General features: G+C 60.8%; 12 protein-coding genes and 6 pseudogenes. 13 read left to right on the top strand and 5 right to left on the bottom strand.

What is annotated here, in order from left to right:
- Positions 1–2 precede the first annotated feature (2 nt).
- Positions 3–476 carry a hypothetical protein gene (locus OMP38_RS12835; protein ID WP_277565515.1) on the bottom strand — a complete coding sequence of 158 codons (474 nt, stop codon included), beginning with the start codon at positions 474–476 and terminating at the stop codon, positions 3–5.
- A gap of 59 nt (positions 477–535) precedes the next feature.
- A pseudogene (locus tag OMP38_RS12830) lies at positions 536–1,008 on the bottom strand (DUF2621 domain-containing protein).
- A 281-nt stretch (positions 1,009–1,289) separates the two neighbouring features.
- Here OMP38_RS12830 and OMP38_RS12825 point away from each other — a divergent pair.
- The 4 genes from OMP38_RS12825 (at position 1,290) to ppnP (ending at position 6,167) form a co-directional block, all read left to right on the top strand.
- Positions 1,290–2,420 (top strand): deoxyribonuclease IV, encoded by a 1,131-nt coding sequence (locus tag OMP38_RS12825; RefSeq protein WP_277565514.1) that lies wholly within the window; start codon positions 1,290–1,292, stop codon positions 2,418–2,420.
- A 63-nt stretch (positions 2,421–2,483) separates the two neighbouring features.
- Positions 2,484–3,386 carry a formyltetrahydrofolate deformylase gene (gene purU / locus OMP38_RS12820; protein WP_277565513.1) on the top strand — a complete coding sequence of 301 codons (903 nt, stop codon included), beginning with the start codon at positions 2,484–2,486 and terminating at the stop codon, positions 3,384–3,386.
- A gap of 244 nt (positions 3,387–3,630) precedes the next feature.
- Positions 3,631–5,643, top strand: coding sequence for a transketolase (gene tkt / locus OMP38_RS12815; protein ID WP_277565512.1), 2,013 nt, complete (start codon positions 3,631–3,633; stop codon positions 5,641–5,643).
- A 206-nt stretch (positions 5,644–5,849) separates the two neighbouring features.
- Entirely contained in the window at positions 5,850–6,167 is a 318-nt protein-coding gene (ppnP, locus tag OMP38_RS12810) for a pyrimidine/purine nucleoside phosphorylase (protein ID WP_277565511.1), read from the top strand.
- A gap of 85 nt (positions 6,168–6,252) precedes the next feature.
- Here ppnP and OMP38_RS12805 read toward each other — a convergent pair.
- Together OMP38_RS12805 and OMP38_RS12800 are read right to left on the bottom strand one after the other, a co-directional pair.
- Positions 6,253–6,573, bottom strand: a pseudogene (locus OMP38_RS12805) (PilZ domain-containing protein); the annotation flags it as partial.
- Between the two features lie 78 nt (positions 6,574–6,651).
- A pseudogene (locus OMP38_RS12800) lies at positions 6,652–7,533 on the bottom strand (NAD(P)-dependent oxidoreductase); the annotation flags it as partial.
- A 210-nt stretch (positions 7,534–7,743) separates the two neighbouring features.
- Here OMP38_RS12800 and OMP38_RS12795 point away from each other — a divergent pair.
- From OMP38_RS12795 to OMP38_RS12765, 7 genes and pseudogenes are all read left to right on the top strand, one after another.
- Positions 7,744–9,933, top strand: coding sequence for an alpha-galactosidase (locus tag OMP38_RS12795; protein WP_277565510.1), 2,190 nt, complete (start codon positions 7,744–7,746; stop codon positions 9,931–9,933).
- Between the two features lie 159 nt (positions 9,934–10,092).
- Positions 10,093–10,341 (top strand): hypothetical protein, encoded by a 249-nt coding sequence (locus tag OMP38_RS12790; protein ID WP_277565509.1) that lies wholly within the window; start codon positions 10,093–10,095, stop codon positions 10,339–10,341.
- Positions 10,338–11,447, top strand: coding sequence for a GerAB/ArcD/ProY family transporter (locus tag OMP38_RS12785; RefSeq protein WP_277565508.1), 1,110 nt, complete (start codon positions 10,338–10,340; stop codon positions 11,445–11,447). Before OMP38_RS12790 ends, OMP38_RS12785 begins: the two co-directional genes overlap by 4 nt.
- 29 nt (positions 11,448–11,476) lie before the next feature.
- Positions 11,477–12,982, top strand: a complete 1,506-nt coding sequence (locus OMP38_RS12780; protein ID WP_277565507.1) for a spore germination protein — start codon at positions 11,477–11,479, stop codon at positions 12,980–12,982.
- The gene (locus OMP38_RS12775; protein WP_277565506.1) at positions 12,979–14,133 is read left to right on the top strand and encodes a Ger(x)C family spore germination protein; all 1,155 of its coding nucleotides are present in this window, start codon (positions 12,979–12,981) and stop codon (positions 14,131–14,133) included. Before OMP38_RS12780 ends, OMP38_RS12775 begins: the two co-directional genes overlap by 4 nt.
- Positions 14,134–14,331: 198 nt before the next feature.
- Positions 14,332–15,682: pseudogene (locus OMP38_RS12770) on the top strand (glucose-6-phosphate isomerase).
- 138 nt (positions 15,683–15,820) lie between these two features.
- Positions 15,821–16,457, top strand: a pseudogene (locus tag OMP38_RS12765) (YigZ family protein).
- A gap of 63 nt (positions 16,458–16,520) precedes the next feature.
- Here the strand turns inward: OMP38_RS12765 and OMP38_RS12760 are convergent.
- On the bottom strand, positions 16,521–16,922 hold the full coding sequence (locus tag OMP38_RS12760; protein WP_277565505.1) for a secondary thiamine-phosphate synthase enzyme YjbQ: 402 nt from the start codon (positions 16,920–16,922) through the stop codon (positions 16,521–16,523).
- A 177-nt stretch (positions 16,923–17,099) separates the two neighbouring features.
- Between OMP38_RS12760 and cysT the strand changes: the two are divergent.
- Positions 17,100–17,891, top strand: a pseudogene (gene cysT / locus OMP38_RS12755) (sulfate ABC transporter permease subunit CysT); the annotation flags it as partial.
- A 15-nt stretch (positions 17,892–17,906) separates the two neighbouring features.
- Positions 17,907–18,704 carry a sulfate ABC transporter permease subunit gene (locus OMP38_RS12750; protein WP_277566802.1) on the top strand — a complete coding sequence of 266 codons (798 nt, stop codon included), beginning with the start codon at positions 17,907–17,909 and terminating at the stop codon, positions 18,702–18,704.

Raw genomic sequence — 18,704 nt, 5'->3', positions numbered from 1 at the left:
AATTATTGCTTGTCGATCGAGGTGATGACGTACTGCTCGATCGTCTCGCTGTCGCCTTTGATCTCGTTGATCTTGTACTTGAACTTGACCTTCAGGCCGTCGTCCCAGGTCGACAGCTTGTCCGAAGTCGCGTCATCGATCTGATAAGCGCGGACGCCCTCGGCGCTCTCGATCTCGATCGAGTGATTGTCGATTTGTCCGTTGTACGTACCTGCCGATTCTTTCTCGTCGACCGCGCCGGAAGGAGCCGCGGCGGAAGGCGACGCGTCAGGCGACGCGGTTGCGCTGGCGTCCGGCTGTGCGGACGGAGAGGCGTCAGGCGACGATGCGGGGGACGCAGAAGCGGATACGCTAGGCGAAGGGGAAGCGTCGCTTCCGTCCTTGTCGTTGCTGCAGGCCGTGCCCATGAGCAGCATGGCCAGAACGGCGACGGCCCAGGCCGAGTTTTTACCGTACCGATTCAGTTGATTGAACATACCAAGACCACCTCCGAACGATCGTGCGGCCGTCCTGTCCGGACGAGCCGCTCCTTATGTTAGACGACGGGAGGGGCCAAAGGTTTCGTTTTTTCCGAATCGAGCAGATGGGCGTACGGCGAATAATCGATGCCGTTGCTGTCCAAAAAAGCTGATTAAAAAAGGCGTGATCGCGCTTCGGCGTCGCCATAATATAACCTTTAATGCAGTGCTCTTCCGTTACTTTTCCTTCGCCGCTCTCGACGGCGAGCTGGCCGATCTGCGCGGCGATCGAGTGCTTGGCGATGTCGCGGAAGGCGTTAGGCACGGGAGATACCAGCTTGTCCAGCATGGCCTTCGACTCGTCGTTCCAAAGCGGGCGGCTGAGCTCGACCCAGTGGTTCTGCCAATCGAGCTTGGATTTGCCGTCGGCTTTCGGCAGCACCTTCAGGAACTTGCGAAACATGAAAAAGCCGCCGATGCTCATGAAAACGACCAGCACGACGCCCCAAAACGCGATAAAGTACATAAACCAATCGGGACTGGATTTCATTTTTGCGTTCACCTCGCTTCCGAAATTATATCGTATTTCTACCAGTCTGTCCCGCGAAAGAGAAAAGCCGTCATTCGATTCTCGCGCTATTTCCGCAACGGCGGGCGTGTCCTTCCGGAGGCGATTTTTCGTTTAAAAGGCGGCTCGCCGCAGGGCTTGTTTACCGTCTTTGGCGGACACGGTCTTCTAGATTTATTTCGGCGTTCGCGCTACAATAGATTTTGATTTGAAGGGACGGGCCTAGGCAGCAAAGGGCGCCGCATACGGAGAGGAGTAAAGCCATGCTGAAGATCGGTTCCCACGTGTCTTTTTCGGACAAGGGATTGCTGACGGCGACGGACGAAGCCAAGTCCTACGGCTCCAGCTCGTTCATGATTTACACGGGAGCGCCGCAGAATACGAGGCGCAAGCCTATCGAGAGCTTGTACATTCCCGAGGGAAGAGAAGCGATGTCGGCTGCGGGAATCGGCGAGATCGTCGTCCACGCGCCTTACATCGTGAACCTCGGTTCTTATAAGGAAGACACGTTCGAACTGGCCGTCAACTTCCTGCAGGAGGAGGTTCGCCGGACCGACGCGATCGGCGTAAACAACATCGTGCTTCATCCGGGCGCCTACACGGAGAAGGATGTCGAATACGGCATCGCCCGCATCGCGGAAGGACTTAACGAAGTGTTGGACGCGACCAAGCATACGAACGTAAACATTGCCCTGGAGACGATGGCCGGCAAAGGCACCGAGATCGGCCGCAGCTTCGAAGAGCTCGCCGCCATCATCGAGCGCGTGCGCGACAACGGCCGGATCACGATCTGCCTCGATACTTGCCACGTGCACGATGCGGGCTACGATATCGTCGACGATCTGGACGGCGTCCTGAAGACGTTCGACAGCCTTATCGGCCTGGACCGCATCGCCGTCGTTCACTTGAACGACAGCAAAAACCCGCGCGGCGCCGGCAAGGACCGCCATACGCCGGTCGGTTCCGGCTGGATCGGCTACGAGGCGATCAACAATGTCGTCAGCCATCCTTCGTTGGCCGGCAAGCCGTTTATCCTCGAGACGCCCTGGATCGGCAAAAACGCCGGAAAAGAGCGTCCGATGTACGAGGCCGAGATCGCGCTGCTGCGCGGCGACGTCGATCTCCGCTTCGGCGGCGAATTCCTCGAGGACGTAGCGCGTCTGCATCATTTCTTCAGCAAGCAGGATATCGATCACCGCGCCTTCGTGCTGAGCACCTGGGAACTGCTGAAGTCCGACGCCAAAGCGCGTAAGGCGGATCCGCGCGAACCGCTCGAACGTCTGTACGATCTGGCGATGGAGCATCGCGTGCTGTCGGACGATTATAGCGAAGAAGCCGTGAATCAGCGCTTGACTGCGTATCTCGCCGGCAGGGAATGGCTCGCCAAAGTATAAGGAGCCGACGGCGAGACATCGTAAGAAAACGAAGCAATCGATAGAGAGGCAGAGGAACCCGTCATGACCCAGAATGTCTACCAACACCAGGACAGCAAGGGACGCGAGGAAAACGCGAATCGTGCCCGCATGCTGATCTCCTGCCCCGACCGGCCGGGGATCGTCGCCGCCGTCTCGCAATTTCTGTACGAGAAAGGCGCCAACATTCTTCAGTCGGATCAATACACGACCGACCCGGCAAGCGGCATGTTTTTCATGCGGATCGCTTTCGATCTCGGCAATCTCGAGCAGAACCTGCCTGCGCTGCAGGAAGACTTCGCGAGGATCGCCGACCGGTTCGAGATGCGTTGGAGCGTTTATCGCGCGGTTCGGCGCAAACGCCTCGCGATCTTTGTCTCGCGCGAGGACCATTGCCTGCTTGAATTGCTCTGGCAATGGCAGGCCGGCGACCTTGACGCCGAGATCAGCATGGTCGTCAGCAACCATGACGACATGCGCGGGCTCGTCGAATCGTTCGGCATACCGTTCCATCATATTCCGGTCACGCCGGAGACCAAAGCCGAAGCCGAACGGCGCCAGCTAGAGTTGACCGCGGGCAAGGTCGATCTGGTTATTCTCGCCAGGTACATGCAAATTATTACGCCCAAGTTCATCGAGCACTTCACAAACCGGATCATCAATATCCATCACTCCTTCCTGCCGGCTTTCGTCGGCGGCAAGCCGTATCACCAGGCTTACGACCGCGGCGTCAAGCTGATCGGCGCGACGGCGCACTACGTGACCGCCGAGCTTGACGCGGGTCCGATCATCGAGCAGGACGTGCAGCGCGTCAGCCACCGCAACAACGTGGACGAGCTGAAGCGCATGGGCCGCCACATCGAGCGGATCGTGCTGGCCAGAGCGGTGAAGTGGCATATCGAAGATCGCCTGGTCGTGTACCAGAACAAGACGGTCGCCTTCATCTAAACAGAGGCGAAGGACCCCATACGGACGCCTGTACGGATAAAGCCGCTGGGCAAAGAAAACGATAATCGTAAGTCCGCGTCGCGCGAGATGCGGACTTACTTATGAGGAAACTTTCCACTTGTCCGTACAAGTGCTGTGGCAAACGGGCAACCCCCATGTTACAATAGGCAAGGCTGAACTGCGGCGATTTAACGAATTAACGCATAATAACTATGCAATGCAGATAGAGGAGGTCATTACCAAAATGACAGCAAACGCAAATACGATCGAGCAACTCTCCGTTACGACGATCCGTACGCTCGCGATCGACGCGATCGAAAAGGCGAAGTCCGGACACCCCGGCATGCCGATGGGCGCGGCGCCGATGGGTTACCAGCTGTTCGCCAAATCGATGAAGCACAATCCTTCCCAGCCGAGCTGGATCGACCGCGACCGTTTCGTCCTGTCCGCGGGCCACGGTTCGATGCTGCTGTACTCGCTGCTGCATCTTTCGGGCTACGATCTGCCGCTCGAAGAGCTCAAGAACTTCCGCCAATGGGGCTCCAAGACGCCAGGGCATCCCGAATTCGGCCACACGGCCGGCGTCGACGCGACGACCGGACCGCTGGGCCAAGGGATCGCGATGGCCGTCGGCATGGCGATGGCGGAAGCGCAATTGTCCGCTACATACAATCGCGACGGCTTCGATCTGATTAACCACTTCACGTATTCGATCTGCGGCGACGGCGACCTTTCCGAAGGCATCTCCTCCGAATCCGCATCGCTCGCCGGCCACTTGCAGCTCGGCAAGCTGGTCGTCCTGTACGATTCGAACGATATCTCGCTGGACGGCGAGCTTTCCCTGTCCTTCTCCGAGTCGGTAGCCAAGCGCTTCGACGGCTACGGCTGGCAGGTGCTGCGCGTAGAGGACGGCAACGATCTGGCCGCGCTGGCCAAGGCGATCGCCGAAGCCCAAGCCGAGACGAGCAAGCCTACCCTGATCGAAGTGAAGACCGTGATCGGCTACGGCTCGCCTAATAAGGGCGGCAAGGGCGGCCACGCAGGTCCGCACGGCTCGCCGCTCGGAACCGAGGAAGCGAAGCTGACGAAGGCGTTCTACGAGTGGGATCATCCTGAATTCTTCGTGCCCGACGAAGTGCGCAGCCACTTCGCAGAGGTCAAGAGCCGCGGCGAGCAAGCGTACGCCGCATGGGAAGAGCTTTTCGGCAAGTACAAGTCCGCTCATCCGGAGTTGGCTCGGCAGTTCGAGGACGCGCTCGCGCGCAAGCTTCCGCAGGGCTGGGACGCCGACCTGCCGAAGTACACGACCGAGGACAAGCCGCTCTCCACGCGCGTCGCTTCGGGCAACGCCCTGAACGGCCTTGCGAAAAACGTGCCGAACCTCGTTGGCGGCTCAGCCGACCTGGAAAGCTCCACGATGACGCATCTGAAGGGCTTGCCGGTGTACAGCGCGAAGGATTACAGCGGCCGCAACATTTATTTCGGCGTCCGCGAGTTCGGCATGGCGGCCGCGATGAACGGCATCTCGCTGCACGGCGGTCTTCGCGTATACGGCGGCACGTTCTTCGTCTTCACGGATTACCTGCGTCCGGCCGTGCGCCTGGCCTCGATCATGGGGCAGCCGGTCGTATACGTCCTGACGCACGACTCCATCGCCGTAGGCGAAGACGGCCCGACGCACGAGCCGATCGAGCAGCTTGCTTCGATCCGCGTCATCCCGGGTCTGACTGTCCTCCGTCCCGGCGACGGCAACGAGACTTCCGCGGCATGGGCGTACGCGCTAGAGAACACCGGCAATCCGGTCGCGCTCGTCCTGACCCGTCAGAATCTGCCGATCCTCGAAGGCACGGCGGAGCTAGCCCGCGAAGGCATCAAGAAGGGCGGCTACGTGCTTTCCGAAGCGGCCGGCGAAGCGCAGGGCATCCTGATCGCGACGGGCTCGGAAGTACAGCTTGCCGTCGCTTCCCAAAAGGCGCTGGCCGAAAAGGGAATTCACGTGCGCGTCGTCAGCCTGCCGAGCTGGGACCTGTTCGAAGCCCAGTCCGCCGAATACCGCGAAAGCGTGCTGCCGAAGGGCGTCAAGGCGCGTCTGGCGATCGAGATGGCTTCGCCGTTCGGCTGGGAGCGCTACGTCGGAGACGGCGGCGCCGTACTCGGCATCTCCACCTTCGGCGCCTCCGCGCCGGGCGACCGCGTCATCAAGGAATACGGTTTTACGGTCGAGAACGTCGTCGAGCAGTTCCGCAAGCTGATCTAACCGCAGGCTGGAGCGCAATCGGCGGTCGGACGAATGAGTCCGCGAATCCCGAGCGCTCCGATGCGGAGCCGGCCCCCCCCAAGCGGGCGGCCGGCTTTTTGCGGCGAAGGCGCGTTAGCGCGTTGCATAGGCAAAGAAGGTGCTCGCACCGCGACCCTTATTACAACCGATATGAACCCAACCCACTTTTAGGAGGCCATTATTCCATGTCCCAATTCGATCAAGTCAGCGTCGTAAAGCAAGCCAACATTTACTTCGACGGCAAGGTAACGAGCCGTACGGTCAAGTTCGCGGACGGCACGCGCAAGACGCTGGGCATCATGCTGCCGGGCGAGTACGAGTTCGGCACGGACCAGAAGGAGATCATGGAGATTCTGGCCGGCGAGCTCACCGTTCAACTGCCGGGCAGCGAAGAGTGGATCTCGATCTCCGGCACCGGCGAATTTACCGTACCGGCGAATGCCAAGTTCAAGCTTAAGGTAACGCAGGTCGCCGACTACGTCTGCTCGTACCTGGACGCCTAAGTCCGACTGCGTAAACGCATGAAAATAAGCCTTCGGCGCCTCATTGCGCCGAAGGCTTATTCGTTTTAATGGCGAACCCGCGGCGTCAGCCGTGCGATTCGATATATTCCTTGAGCTGTAGCCGCTGGTACAGGGCCAGCCCCGACAGCAGGCAGCCGTAGTGGAACTGCCCTTCCTTGCGCTCGATGCGGATGATGCGGGCCGTCATAGGCGGCAGGCTGGTCTCCTGCTGGAAGTGAATGACGACGAACATGTCTTTCTCGAGCGGAATGGAGCTGGCCACCTGCAAGCCGTCCTCGGAAACGTCGTTCAGCACGGCGTCGACGCTCTGGCCGGCGAACGAGCCTGCTTGCTCCCATTGATAGATGGAGATCATGAGCGGGATGTTCAGCGCGACGCGCTTCTTTTTGCGGCGGTCCGCATCGGTCTCCGCCTCTTGTACTTCCGCGGCAGCGGAAACTTCTTCGTCGGCGCCCTTAACCCGCCCGATCCGTCCGCCGATCCACTGCTCGTACAGCTTGGCCAGCGCGGCAAGATCCTCTTCGCCGTAGCCCGCCGAGGCGCCGGCCTGGAACAGGCTCTTGGACGCTTCGAGCATCGGCGTAGGAACGCCGAGACCGTCGGTCAGCGCGGAGGAAAGCTTCAGGTCCTTGAGCATCAGAGCAAGCGAGAACTGAACGCTAAAATCGTGGTCGATGATCTTCGCGCCCTTGAGATCGGCCTGCTTGCTCGCAGCGCCGCCGCCCTGGACGACCTGCAGGAAGGAAGAAGCGTCGATGCCGGCTTTGGCCGCGATGGCCATGCCTTCCACGAGGCCGGCGGCATTGATGCCGACAATCGTGTTGTGGGCAAGCTTGGCAGCCGCTCCGCTGCCGCTCGGTCCCATGTAAAGCACTTCGCGGCCCATGGCCAGCAGCAACGGCTTCTGCGCCTCCACGACTTGCGCGTCGCCGCCGGCCATAAATAGAAGCGTGCCGTCAATCGCTGCGGGCTTGCTCCCCGTCACCGGCGCATCGAGGAAGTCGCAAAACGCGTCCGCGGCGTCCCGTGCAAGCCGGCGCGCCAAATCGGGCGATACGGTGCTGCTGTCGATGAGCACGGTGTTTGGCTTAAGTCCGGCGAACACGCCCTCGGTCCCGTAATACACTTCCTCCACCGCGGCGTCGTTGCTGATCATCGTCAGGACGACGTCGGCGACGCGCGCCGCCGCGAGCGGCGTAGCGGCTTCCTCGGCTCCGAGCTCGAGCAGCTGCTGGGCCTTGCCGGGCGTACGGTTGTAAACGATAACCTGATAGGACTTGCGGAGCAGGTTCGCGGCCATAGGCAGACCCATCGTTCCGAGTCCGATAAATGCGATCGTTGGCATATTGATTTCCCTCCCAGGGTTCAATCCGATTCTTACATTATAGGAGAAGTACGAGTCCGTGAAAAGCATCGTGCGCTCGCCATATTTACAATCGTTGCCACCCACTGCGCGCGAGTCACATAAAAACATATAAAAACGTCTTTATTCCATGTATCCGCACATTCGATTCCGGTATGCTAACTGGATAGACTAATACTTGAGGAGGCTGACATGGCGATTTCATTCGACCGTGAGCGTCAGACGTTTCATCTGCAGACGCCGAATACAAGCTACATAATTACTGTTGTCGAAGGCCTTTATCCCGCACATGTTTATTGGGGACCCAAGCTTAGAAACGCCTCATGGCCGGGCGGCCTGACGCTGCGCGAGCGCGCGAGCTTCAGCCCGACGCCGAATCCGGACAAGCCGTCGCTGTCTCTCGACACGCTGCTCCAAGAATATCCGGGCTACGGCTCGGGCGATTTCCGCAGCCCCGCTTATCAATTCGGCCTTTCCGACGGCTCGACGGTCGCGGAGCTCGTCTACCGCGATCACCGCATCTTCGCCGGCAAGCCGAAGCTCGAGGGCCTGCCCGCTACTTATGCGGAGACCGACGATGAAGCGGAAACGCTGGAGCTGACGCTGCACGATTCGCATTCCGGCCTGATCGCGATCCTGAGCTACACGACGTTCCGCGATTCGGACGCGATCGCCCGCTCGGTCCGCTACGTCAACGAGAGCGCCGATTCCGTCCGCATTCGCCGTGCGCTGAGCGCCAGCGTCGACTTCAACAACGACGATTACGAGCTGGTGCACCTGAACGGCGGTTGGGCGAACGAGCGGAACCTCTCGCGCAGAGCGCTCGTCCAAGGGCAGCAGGGCATCGAGAGCCGGCGCGGCTCCAGCTCCCACCAGCACAACCCTTTCGTCGCGCTGGTATCGCCGAATGCGGGAGAAGAGCAGGGAGACGCCTACGGCTTCAGCCTTGTATACAGCGGCAGCTTCGCCGCCTCCGCCGAAGTAGATCAATTCCGCACGACGCGCGTATCGATCGGCATCAATCCGTTCGACTTCGAATGGCTGCTCGAGCCGGGCCGATCGTTCCAGACGCCCGAAGCCGTGCTCGTTTACTCGAACGAAGGTCTCGGCGGCATGAGCCGGACTTATCACCGGCTGTATCGCAGCCGTCTCTCCCGCGGCGAGTTCCGCGACCGTACGCGTCCCGTGCTCGTCAACAACTGGGAGGCGACCTACTTCGACTTCGACGCGGACAAGATCGCGGCGATCGCGGAGGAAGGCAGCCGGCTCGGCATCGAGCTGTTCGTGCTCGACGACGGCTGGTTCGGCTACCGCAACGACGACACGACGTCGCTCGGCGACTGGAAGGTCGATCTGAAGAAGCTGCCGCAAGGGCTGGACGATCTGGCGAAAAGGGTAAACGCGCACGGTCTTCAGTTCGGCCTCTGGTTCGAGCCCGAGATGATCTCGCCGGACAGCGACCTGTACCGCGCGCACCCGGACTGGTGTCTCCACGTCGAAGGCCGCAGACGTACGCAGGGTCGGCGCCAGCTGATCCTGGACCTGTCGCGCGAGGACGTATGCGACTATATCATCGACACGGTGGGCGGGGTACTGGCTTCGGCGCCGATCGCTTACGTCAAGTGGGACATGAACCGCAACATGACAGAGATCGGCTCCGCGCTGCTGCCGCCCGAACGCCAGCGCGAGACGGCGCACCGTTATATGCTCGGCTTGTACCGCGTGCTCGAGACGATCACGTCCAGGTTCCCGCACATTCTGTTCGAGAGCTGCTCCGGCGGCGGGGGGCGGTTCGATCCGGGGATGCTGCATTACATGCCGCAGACGTGGACGAGCGACAATTCGGATGCCGTATGCCGGCTCAAGATCCAGTACGGGACGAGTCTCGTCTATCCGATCAGCTCGATGGGCGCGCACATATCGGCCGTGCCGAACCACCAAGTGCACCGCGTCACTTCGCTCAAGATGCGCGGCGACGTGGCCATGTCCGGCAACTTCGGCTACGAGCTGGACCTGACCAAGTTCACGCCGGAGGAAAAGGAAGAGGTCAAAGCGCAGGTAGCTGCCTATAAGGAGCTGCGCGAACTCGTGCAATTCGGAGACCTGTATCGCCTCAAGAGCCCGTTCGAAGGCAACGATACGGCATGGGCGATCGTCTCCGCCGACAAGTCCGAGGCGTTCGTCGCGTTCTTCCGCGTGCTCGCCCAGCCGAACGCGCCGATCGACTGGCTGCGCCTCGCCGGACTCGACCCGAACGCGGATTACGAGATCGTCGGCACCGGCGAGCGGTTCGGCGGAGACCAGCTGATGTATGCAGGCCTTCCGGTACCGCAGCTGGAGGGCGATTTCCAGAGCGCCACCTGGCGAATCAAGCGCGTTTAATATTTTCCTTCTCCTCATACTAAAAGCCTTCAAGCGAGCGCCTTTTATCCGGCGTACGCTTGAAGGCTTTTTTTGACGGCCTGCGCGAATAAAAAAGAACCGGTCGTTCAAACATTAGGAAAGAGAACCAGCAAGCGGGAATCGGGAGGCGGCCGTCGGATGATTGTAAGGCTCGGATTTAGCGTGGCGCTGTTCGCGGCGCTCGCCGTCGCCCAAGGCGCCTCGGTCAAAAAAATGCGGGGCAAGGAACTCGCGGCTTTTACGCTGCTCCTACTGCCCGTCTTGTATCAGGACGCGATCTATGTGAGACAGGCCGATTGGCCGAGCCTTCCGGAATTGATGGGCGTGCTGCTGAAGACGCCGGCAGCGGCGCTCGACCGGTTCCTGGCGAGCGGCGGGAACGGATGACCGGGCGCAAGGAACAAATCACGCCCGGACAAATGTCCGTTCTAATCACCGCCACCACGCTGGGCTCTTCGATCGTCTTCATTCCGCATCCATTGGCACACTACGCGGGGCAGTACGCCTGGATATCGGCCTCGCTCGCCGCCGTCTTCGGAACGCTCATGCTTGCCGCCGTCCTGTACCTGAACCGCGCTCACCGGGGCCGCAGCATCATGGAATACAGCGCGGCGCTGTTCGGCAAACCCCTATCCGGCCTGATGTTTTTTATCGTGCTGCTGATGCTGCTATTCGCCGTCTCGGCGATCGTTTCGGGCATCGGCGACTTTTTCAGCGGCGTGATGATGAAGGAGACGCCTGCTTATATTTTTAATGCGACGAGCCTGTTCGCGGCCGCCGCGACGGTGCGCGCGGGCATCAAAGTAACCGCCCGCATGTTCGTGCTGCTGCTGACGGTGATGGTCGCGTTTATCTCGGCCGTCCTCGTCCTGGCCATCCCGCTTTATCATTCAGGCATGCTGCTGCCGATATGGCCGCGAGAGATGGCCAGGCCGGTGTTGCACGGCTTATTGTTGACGGCAGGCTTCCCGTTCGGGGAGATCTTTCTCTACGCCCTGCTCATTCATCTCGTGCCCGCGGCGCCTGGCGCCGCGCCTTGGCGGGGCAAGCTGTACAAGGGCTATGCGCTTGCAGCGGCGCTGCTGATTATGGCCGTTCTGTGCTCGAGCATGGCTTTCGGTCCCGCTTCGGACGTTTTTATCTATTCGCTGTTCAAGCTGGCCAGCGAGATCCATATCGGAGATATGATGGAACGTACCGAATCGATCGTAGGCATCGCCCTCATCCTGGGGTCGTACATGAAGGCGACGGTCTATCTGTACATGTTGAATCTGATCGTCAAAGGCTGGCTGCCGTTCAAGGACGAACGGACGGCGGTCTACCCGTTAGCGCTGATGTGCCTCTTCCTGTCCCTTACGCTTTTCGACAGTCCTGCGGACTTTTTCTCGCAGGTTTACGTCATTTGGCCGTTTGCGGTGCTGCTGGTTGGCGGAACGTTTCTTACGCTTCATGCCGGGATGACCGCGATACGGGGAACGGGGAAAGGGGCATAGCCGGTATAACGGAAAGGAGGCGCGGCAAGGTGACCCAGAAGACATCCGATAAGGCGCTGTCGAGGGAGCTTCGCATGAATCGGGCGAAGGCTTGCGCTTTGTTCGACCGCTGCCAGGACGTGTCCATCATCCCGCTGGGCGGCGGGCCGGAGGGGGAGGCGGTTGCGCTCATCGTTTATTGCTCGTCGCTCGTGGACGAGCAGGAGAGCAGAAGGATCCGGCTGCTGCTGGCCGAACCGCTGCTGATGGAGCTTGCTGGGGACAGCCCAGCGGCGTCAGACCGCGAATTGAGCTTGCGTGAAGCGGGCGCGCGCCATCAGGCCGAGCTGTTCGACGAATGGGACGCGATCGAGGAAAAAGTTTGGCAGGGGTATTTGATTTTGATTGCCGAAGGATGGACGCTGGCGGCCGGCTTCAGGAGCGCCGGATTGACGAAGCGACAGGTGATGGAGCCGGTAAACGAGCCATCGGTCCAAGGACCGCGGGAAGGCACGGTGGAGACGCTGCCTGTCAATCTGGGCATGCTCCGCCAGCGAATCGGAACGTCCCGGCTAAAAATCGAGTATGTCACGGCCGGTACGGTACTTCGCACGGACATCGCGTTTGCTTATTTGGACGGCACGGTCGATGACGGCATGCTGGCCGCATTCAGGGAGCGGATCGCCCGGATCGCGCCGTACGAAGTGTTGGACACGTCGTTCGTCGAGGATGCGATCCAGGACTCCGACTGGTCGCCCTTTCCGCAGCACCGCTATACGGAACGCACCGACACGGCGGCCGCATCGCTTCTGGACGGGAAAATTCTCGTGCTGACCGACAATTCGCCGATGATCCTTATTTGTCCGGCGCTGTTCGTCGACTTCTTCGCCACGAGCGAGGATTATTACGTCCGTACGGCGTATGCGACGATGATACGCCAGCTCCGCCTTCTCGCCTTCGCGATTGCGCTTACGCTGCCGAGCGCGTACGTGGCCATGTCCACCTTTCACCCGGAGCTGATTCCCAACATCCTGCTGCTCGCCATTCTGGATGCGCGGGAGGGGATCCCGTTTCCCGCGATCGTCGAGGCGCTTATTATGGAGACGTCCTTCGAGCTGCTCCGCGAAGCGGGCATACGTCTGCCGAGACCCGTAGGCTCCGCGGTCAGCATCGTCGGGGCGCTGGTCATCGGCCAGGCGGCGATCATGGCGAAGATCGCCTCGCCGATCATGGTCATCGTCGTCGCGTTGACGGGCATCGCGTCGTTCGCCATTCCGCATTACGAGATGGCGATCGCGATCCGGCTGCTGCGTTTCCCGCTTATTCTCGCCGCTAGCTTCATGGGCGGATACGGGCTCATGCTCGGCTTTATCTTCATCCTGCTGCATCTCTGCTGCCTGGAAACGTTGGGGCAGCCTTATTTGTCCTCCCTCGCGCCGCTCAAGCTTCGGGATCTTCGGGACGTGTTCGTCCGCGCGCCGCTCAAGACGCTGATGCGTTCGCCCCGCAACCGCAAGCTGCATGCCGGCGGCCCGGGCAGAAGGGAACAACGATGAGACGGCTGCTGCGTTGGATCACCGCGCTCGGCTTGCCGTTGTTGACGGGCGGCTGCTGGAGCGGTCATGAGCTGACCGATTGGGGCTTCGTGCAGGCGGCGGCAATCGATTTGACGGACGACGGCGCGATTCGCATGACGACCCAAATCTACAAGCCGACCGGCGGCACCGAACTCGGATCGCCGTCCAAGGGCGGCCAGACTTACGTCAACACGGATACGATCTCAAGTTCGCTGTTCGGCGCCTCCGAGGACATTGCGATCGAGCTGGGGCGTCGTCCGCAGTGGAGCCATTTGCAGGTGCTCCTGATCGGGGAAAAGGCTGCAGGCGCCATGAACATCAGGCGGTTCACCGATTTTTTTTCCCGGGGCGAAGGGCCGCGGGGGACGGTGTCGATGCTGGTCACCAAAGGCGAGGCAGGCGCGTTTCTGGCGCAGCGGCCGTTAATCGAAAGGACAATCGCGCAGCAGTTCCGAAGCACGGAGGCGAACGCGTCGAAGTATACGGCCAAAACGAGAGACTTCACGTTATTGGAGCTCACGATCCGATCGATGATGCAGTCTAAAGCCGCAGCGTTGCCCTATGCGGTGCTGCAGCCGGGCCAGCCGCCTGTCGCGGGCATCGCCGGACTGGCCGTCATCCGCTTTCCGGAGGGTAGGATGGTCGGCACGCTGCCGTCGTCGGATTCGATTTATTTGTCCATCTTGAACAACCGGTTCGCGAGAGGCGTGCTCGAGCTTCCCTGTCCCGCCAGCGGCGCCGGCATCGACGCCTATCACGCGACCGCCGCCGAGACGCGCATTCGCCCCGTAACGCGCGGCGATTCCGTCAGACTGGAGATTCGTACCACGCTGGACGGCGCGATCGGGGAGCTGACCTGCACGAAGGTGGAAACCGAGAAGGATATCGAGCGGTTTAACGCAAGGCTCGCCGCGTACGTAGAGGAACGGATGACGGAAACGATCGAGCATCTGAAGGAGAAGCAGACGGATCTGCTGGGGACTGGAGACTGGCTTCGCCGTCATGCGCCCGCCAGATGGGCTGCCTGGTCCGGCGATTGGCCGCGCCGCTTCGCCCGCATCGACTATCGCATCCAGGTGCGGGTCGGACTCGAGAGCACCGGGATGGAGATCGGCAAGCCGGTCAATTGATCCGCGAAAAGCGGGGCTCCCGAAACGTGCGTCAGAAGACGCCGATTGGCGTTTTCGCCATGTTCCAGCTTGACAGGCGCGCGTATTGCCCCTCGCAGGCCCGGTCGCGGTTGCTTGTACCGAAGGCGAAATTTGGTTATTCTAAAGCTACGTGCCTACCGGACGCGAACGATGGAACCTGAAAGGGGCAATACGATAATGGCTAAAAGCATTTCTCTCGACTATTCCAAGGCGCTGCAGTTCATCGGGCAGCACGAGATCGACTATCTGGCTCCGGCGGTGAAGCTGGCGCACGAGCAGCTCCACAACGGCACGGGCACAGGCTCGGACTACCTGGGCTGGATCAATCTCCCTTTCGACTACGACAAAGAAGAGTTCGCCCGCATCCAGGCGGCGGCGAAGCAGATTCAATCCGACTCCGAGGCGCTCGTCGTCATCGGCATCGGCGGCTCCTATCTCGGCGCCCGCGCGGCCATCGAGATGCTGTCGCACTCCTTTTACAACACGCTCTCCAAGGAGCAGCGCAAGACGCCGCAAATCTTTTTTTGCAGGCAACAACATCAGCTCGACCTACGTGACGCATCTGCTGCAGGCGCTCGAAGGCAAGGACTGGTCGATCAACGTCATCTCCAAGTCGGGCACGACGACCGAGCCCGCGATCGCCTTCCGCATCTTCCGCGAGGCGCTCGAGCGCAAGTACGGCAAGGAAGCGGCCAAGAAGCGCATCTACGCGACGACGGACAAGGCGCGCGGCGCGTTGAAGACGCTGGCGAACGCCGAAGGCTACGAATCTTTCGTCATCCCGGACGACGTGGGCGGACGCTATTCGGTGCTGACGGCCGTCGGCTTGCTGCCGATCGCGGCCGCGGGCATCGACATCGAAGCGATCATGAAGGGCGCGCAGGACGCGGCCACGGCGCTGAACAATCCGAATCTCGCGGAGAACCCGGCGTACCAGTACGCCGCCATCCGCAACGCGCTGTACCGCAAGGGCAAGGCGGTCGAGATTCTCGTCAACTACGAGCCCAGCCTGCACTTCGTGTCCGAATGGTGGAAGCAGCTGTACGGCGAGAGCGAAGGCAAGGACTACAAGGGCATCTATCCGGCTTCCGTCGACTTTTCCACGGACCTGCACTCGATGGGGCAATTCATTCAAGAGGGCAACCGCATCATTTTCGAGACGGTGCTCCAGGTCGGCGAAGTATCGGAGCAGATCGAGATCCAGAGCGACGCGGACAATCTCGACGGCCTGAACTTCCTGACGGGCAAGACGCTGGACTTCGTGAACAAGAAGGCGTTCGAGGGCACGATCCTGGCGCATACGGACGGCAACGTGCCGAACCTGGTCGTTCAGCTGCCGGACCTCACGCCGCACAGCTTCGGCCAGCTCGTTTACTTCTTCGAGATCGCTTGCGGCGTCAGCGGCTACCTGCTGGGCGTCAATCCGTTCGACCAGCCGGGCGTCGAAGCCTACAAGGTCAACATGTTCGCGCTGCTCGGCAAGCCCGGCTTCGAGGAGAAGAAAAAAGAACTGGAAGCACGCCTGTAACGCCCGAGCCGCGCATCTCGCACGGATGCCGCGCCAACCGCTTCGGACCTTCGTCCGGGGCGGTTTTTCATTATGGGGGATCATGGTAAACTGGGAGGACAAGCATCTGAGCAAGGCCATCGGAAAGGAAGTCGGAGCATGCTGGCGCGATACGCCACCGTAGCCGGATACGGGGAACGAGAAATCGTCATTAAAAAAGTCGCGCTTCATCGGACACGCCAAGCCGGCGGAGAGCGAGGAAGAAGCGGTCGCCTTTATCGAGGAGATCAAGAAGCGCCATTGGAACGCCACGCACAATTGCTCCGCCTATACGATCGGAGAGCGCGACCAGTGGCAGAAGGCGCTGGACGACGGGGAGCCGAGCGGGACCGCGGGGCGGCCGATCCTGGAGGTGCTCAAAAACCGCGGGCTGAAAAATACGGTCGTCGTGGTCACGCGCTATTTTGGCGGGATTATGCTGGGAGCGGGCGGTCTCGTCCGCGCTTACACCGACGGCGCCGTGGCCGGGACCGATGCGGCCGGGCCGATCGTTCGGGTGCTGCATCGGGAGATCGCTGTGGACGTCGATTACACCTGGTACGGCAAACTGGAGAACGAGCTGCGCGGCAGAGGCGTGAAGGTCGGAGACGTTGCGTTCACCGATCGGGTGCGGGTACTGTGCCTGCCGGAGGAAGCGGAGGCCGATCGGTTCGAAGCCTGGATGACCGACCTGACCCAAGGACAGGGCATCGTCACCAGGGGAGAGCCGCGTTATTTTACCGAGCAGCTCTCGTAATTAACGCTTGCCGAAGCTGGATAGACGAAGCCCGACGCGATCCGTGCGCCGGGCTCGGCCTCGTCAGCCTTCGACGATCTTGACGAAGTATTCTCGGTCCCGCGGCCCGTCGAATTCGCAGAAGTATATGCCTTGCCAGCGCCCGAGCAGCAGCCTGCCGCCGCTGACGATGACCGTCTGCGAATTGCCCGTCGTGAACGCCTTCAGATGGGAGGCCGTGTTGCCTTCCTCGTGGCGGTACTTCGGATGCGTCCAGGGATACACTTCGTCGAGCCGCATCAGCACGTCCCGCTTGACGTCGGGATCCGCGTTCTCGTTGATCGCGATGCCCGCGGTCGTATGCGGGCAATAGACGACGGCCAAGCCTTCCTGAACGCCCGAACGCGCGACGAGCGCGTCGGTCTGCCTGGTGATATCGACGATCTCGTCCCGGGAAGACGTGCGGATCTTTTCTTTGCATAGCATCTTTTTCAGCCTCCTATGAGAGCGTCCCTCCGAGGGGCGCCCCTTCTATCTGACAAATTACCGAAATGTCGTTGACGAATCAAGGGCCGATCTGCTAAAGTAACAATACCAACTAATTTAATAGGAATTATGGAGTGGCAACAAAGCCCATCCTGGAGGTTCGCATACGTGACTAACATGCTGCAGAGCCGATGGTGGAGCTGGGGATTCCGCAGCACCGTCATGCTTTATTTTATCATTCTTATCGTTTGTCCGATCGCAGGCATTTACGTGCAATCGCTGTCAGGCGGTTTTCAGGCTTTTGCCGACAACGTCACGGAGGCGCTGGCCTGGAAGTCCGTGATCCTCACGGTCAAGCTTGCTGTGATCTCTACGATCATCAACGCGGCGGTCGGCACCTTGGCGGCTTGGGTGCTCGTTCGTTACCGGTTCCCGGGACGGAGCCTGCTCAACAGCCTGGTCGATCTGCCGTTCGCGCTGCCGACCGCCGTCATCGGGTTGATGATTCTGCTGCTGCTCGGACCTCGGAGCTTGATCGGCAGCGGAGCGGAAGCGCTCGGCACGACGATTCTGTTCCATGAGCCGGCGATCGTCGTGGCCATGATCTTCGTTACGTTTCCGTTCGTCATCCGCGCGGTTCAGCCGATGCTCGAGGAGCTCGACGCTTCCGAGGAAGAGGCGGCGTACACGATGGGCGCTTCGAAGTCGCGCACGTTTTTTCGGGTGATCCTGCCCTGCATGATGCCCGGCATCGTGAGCGGCGCCATGCTCGCTTTCTCCCGCGCGCTCGCCGAATTCGGCGCGGTCGTGCTGGTGGCGGGCAATATCCCCGGACGCACGCTGGTCGCCTCCGTCTACATATTCGGCGAGATCGAGAGCGACAATCCAGCCGGGGCCGCAGCGGTTTCGGTTCTGCTGCTTACCTTGTCCCTCCTCATTTTATGGACGGTTAATTTCGTTCGAAGGAGGCGGGGGGAGTTGACCATCAGAAGATTCTGGATCGGATTGACGACGCTGATCTTCGCCGTCCTTCTGATCGTTCCGCTGCTGCGGATCGTGCAGGGTGCTTTCGACGACGGCTGGAGCGGTTTTTCGGCGGGCATTTCGCGCCCGGAGGCGCAGCATGCGCTGCTGATGACGGGTATCATCGCCGTGTGCGTGACCCTCGTCAACACGATATTCGGCGTCATGCTATCCCTGTACCTGGTACGCGCGAACTGGCTCGGCAAGCGGCTCAAGGCCGTCATGAACGCGATCGTCGATCTGCCCTTCGCCGTCTCGCCCGTGATCGGCGGCCTGATGATCGTCCTGCTGCTCGGTCCCGACAGCGCGGTCGGCGCCATGCTCGGCCGCGCCGGCGTCGACGTCGTCTACGCGCTGCCGGGCATGATTCTCGCGACGCTGTTCGTTACGTTTCCGATCGTCATCCGCGAAGTCATGCCGGTACTGCAGGAGGTCGGCAGCCAGCAGGAGGAAGCCGCCCATATGATGGGGGCGTATGCCTGGACGACGTTCTGGCGCGTCACCTGGCCGCTTATCCGCTGGAGCGTCGTCTACGGCGTGATCTTGACGGTCGCGCGCTGCCTGGGCGAATTCGGCGCCGTGCTGGTCGTCTCGGGCAACATTATCAACAAGACGCAAACGGCGACGACGTTGGTCTATCAGGACGTCGAGAACTTCGATTTGACGGCGGCCAACTCGGTTGCGCTGGTGCTGGCCGCCGCTTCGGTTTTACTGCTGCTTGTGATGGAATGGTCTAAATCCCGAAAGGAAGTGCATTGA

Origin of the sequence: Cohnella ginsengisoli, from assembly GCF_029525555.1 — a bacterium.
In the GTDB taxonomy this organism is placed as follows: Bacteria; Bacillota; Bacilli; order Paenibacillales; family Paenibacillaceae; genus Cohnella; species Cohnella ginsengisoli.
This window is presented reverse-complemented; position numbering and strand designations above follow the sequence as displayed.

Excerpts from the sequence above, each read along its gene's own strand:
- OMP38_RS12835 (WP_277565515.1), bottom strand. The coding sequence starts at position 476 with ATGTTCAATCAACTGAATCGGTACGGTAAAAACTCGGCCTGGGCCGTC.
- OMP38_RS12825 (WP_277565514.1), top strand. The coding sequence starts at position 1,290 with ATGCTGAAGATCGGTTCCCACGTGTCTTTTTCGGACAAGGGATTGCTG.
- purU (WP_277565513.1), top strand. The coding sequence starts at position 2,484 with ATGACCCAGAATGTCTACCAACACCAGGACAGCAAGGGACGCGAGGAA.
- tkt (WP_277565512.1), top strand. The coding sequence starts at position 3,631 with ATGACAGCAAACGCAAATACGATCGAGCAACTCTCCGTTACGACGATC.
- ppnP (WP_277565511.1), top strand. The coding sequence starts at position 5,850 with ATGTCCCAATTCGATCAAGTCAGCGTCGTAAAGCAAGCCAACATTTAC.
- OMP38_RS12795 (WP_277565510.1), top strand. The coding sequence starts at position 7,744 with ATGGCGATTTCATTCGACCGTGAGCGTCAGACGTTTCATCTGCAGACG.
- OMP38_RS12790 (WP_277565509.1), top strand. The coding sequence starts at position 10,093 with ATGATTGTAAGGCTCGGATTTAGCGTGGCGCTGTTCGCGGCGCTCGCC.
- OMP38_RS12785 (WP_277565508.1), top strand. The coding sequence starts at position 10,338 with ATGACCGGGCGCAAGGAACAAATCACGCCCGGACAAATGTCCGTTCTA.
- OMP38_RS12775 (WP_277565506.1), top strand. The coding sequence starts at position 12,979 with ATGAGACGGCTGCTGCGTTGGATCACCGCGCTCGGCTTGCCGTTGTTG.
- OMP38_RS12760 (WP_277565505.1), bottom strand. The coding sequence starts at position 16,922 with ATGCTATGCAAAGAAAAGATCCGCACGTCTTCCCGGGACGAGATCGTC.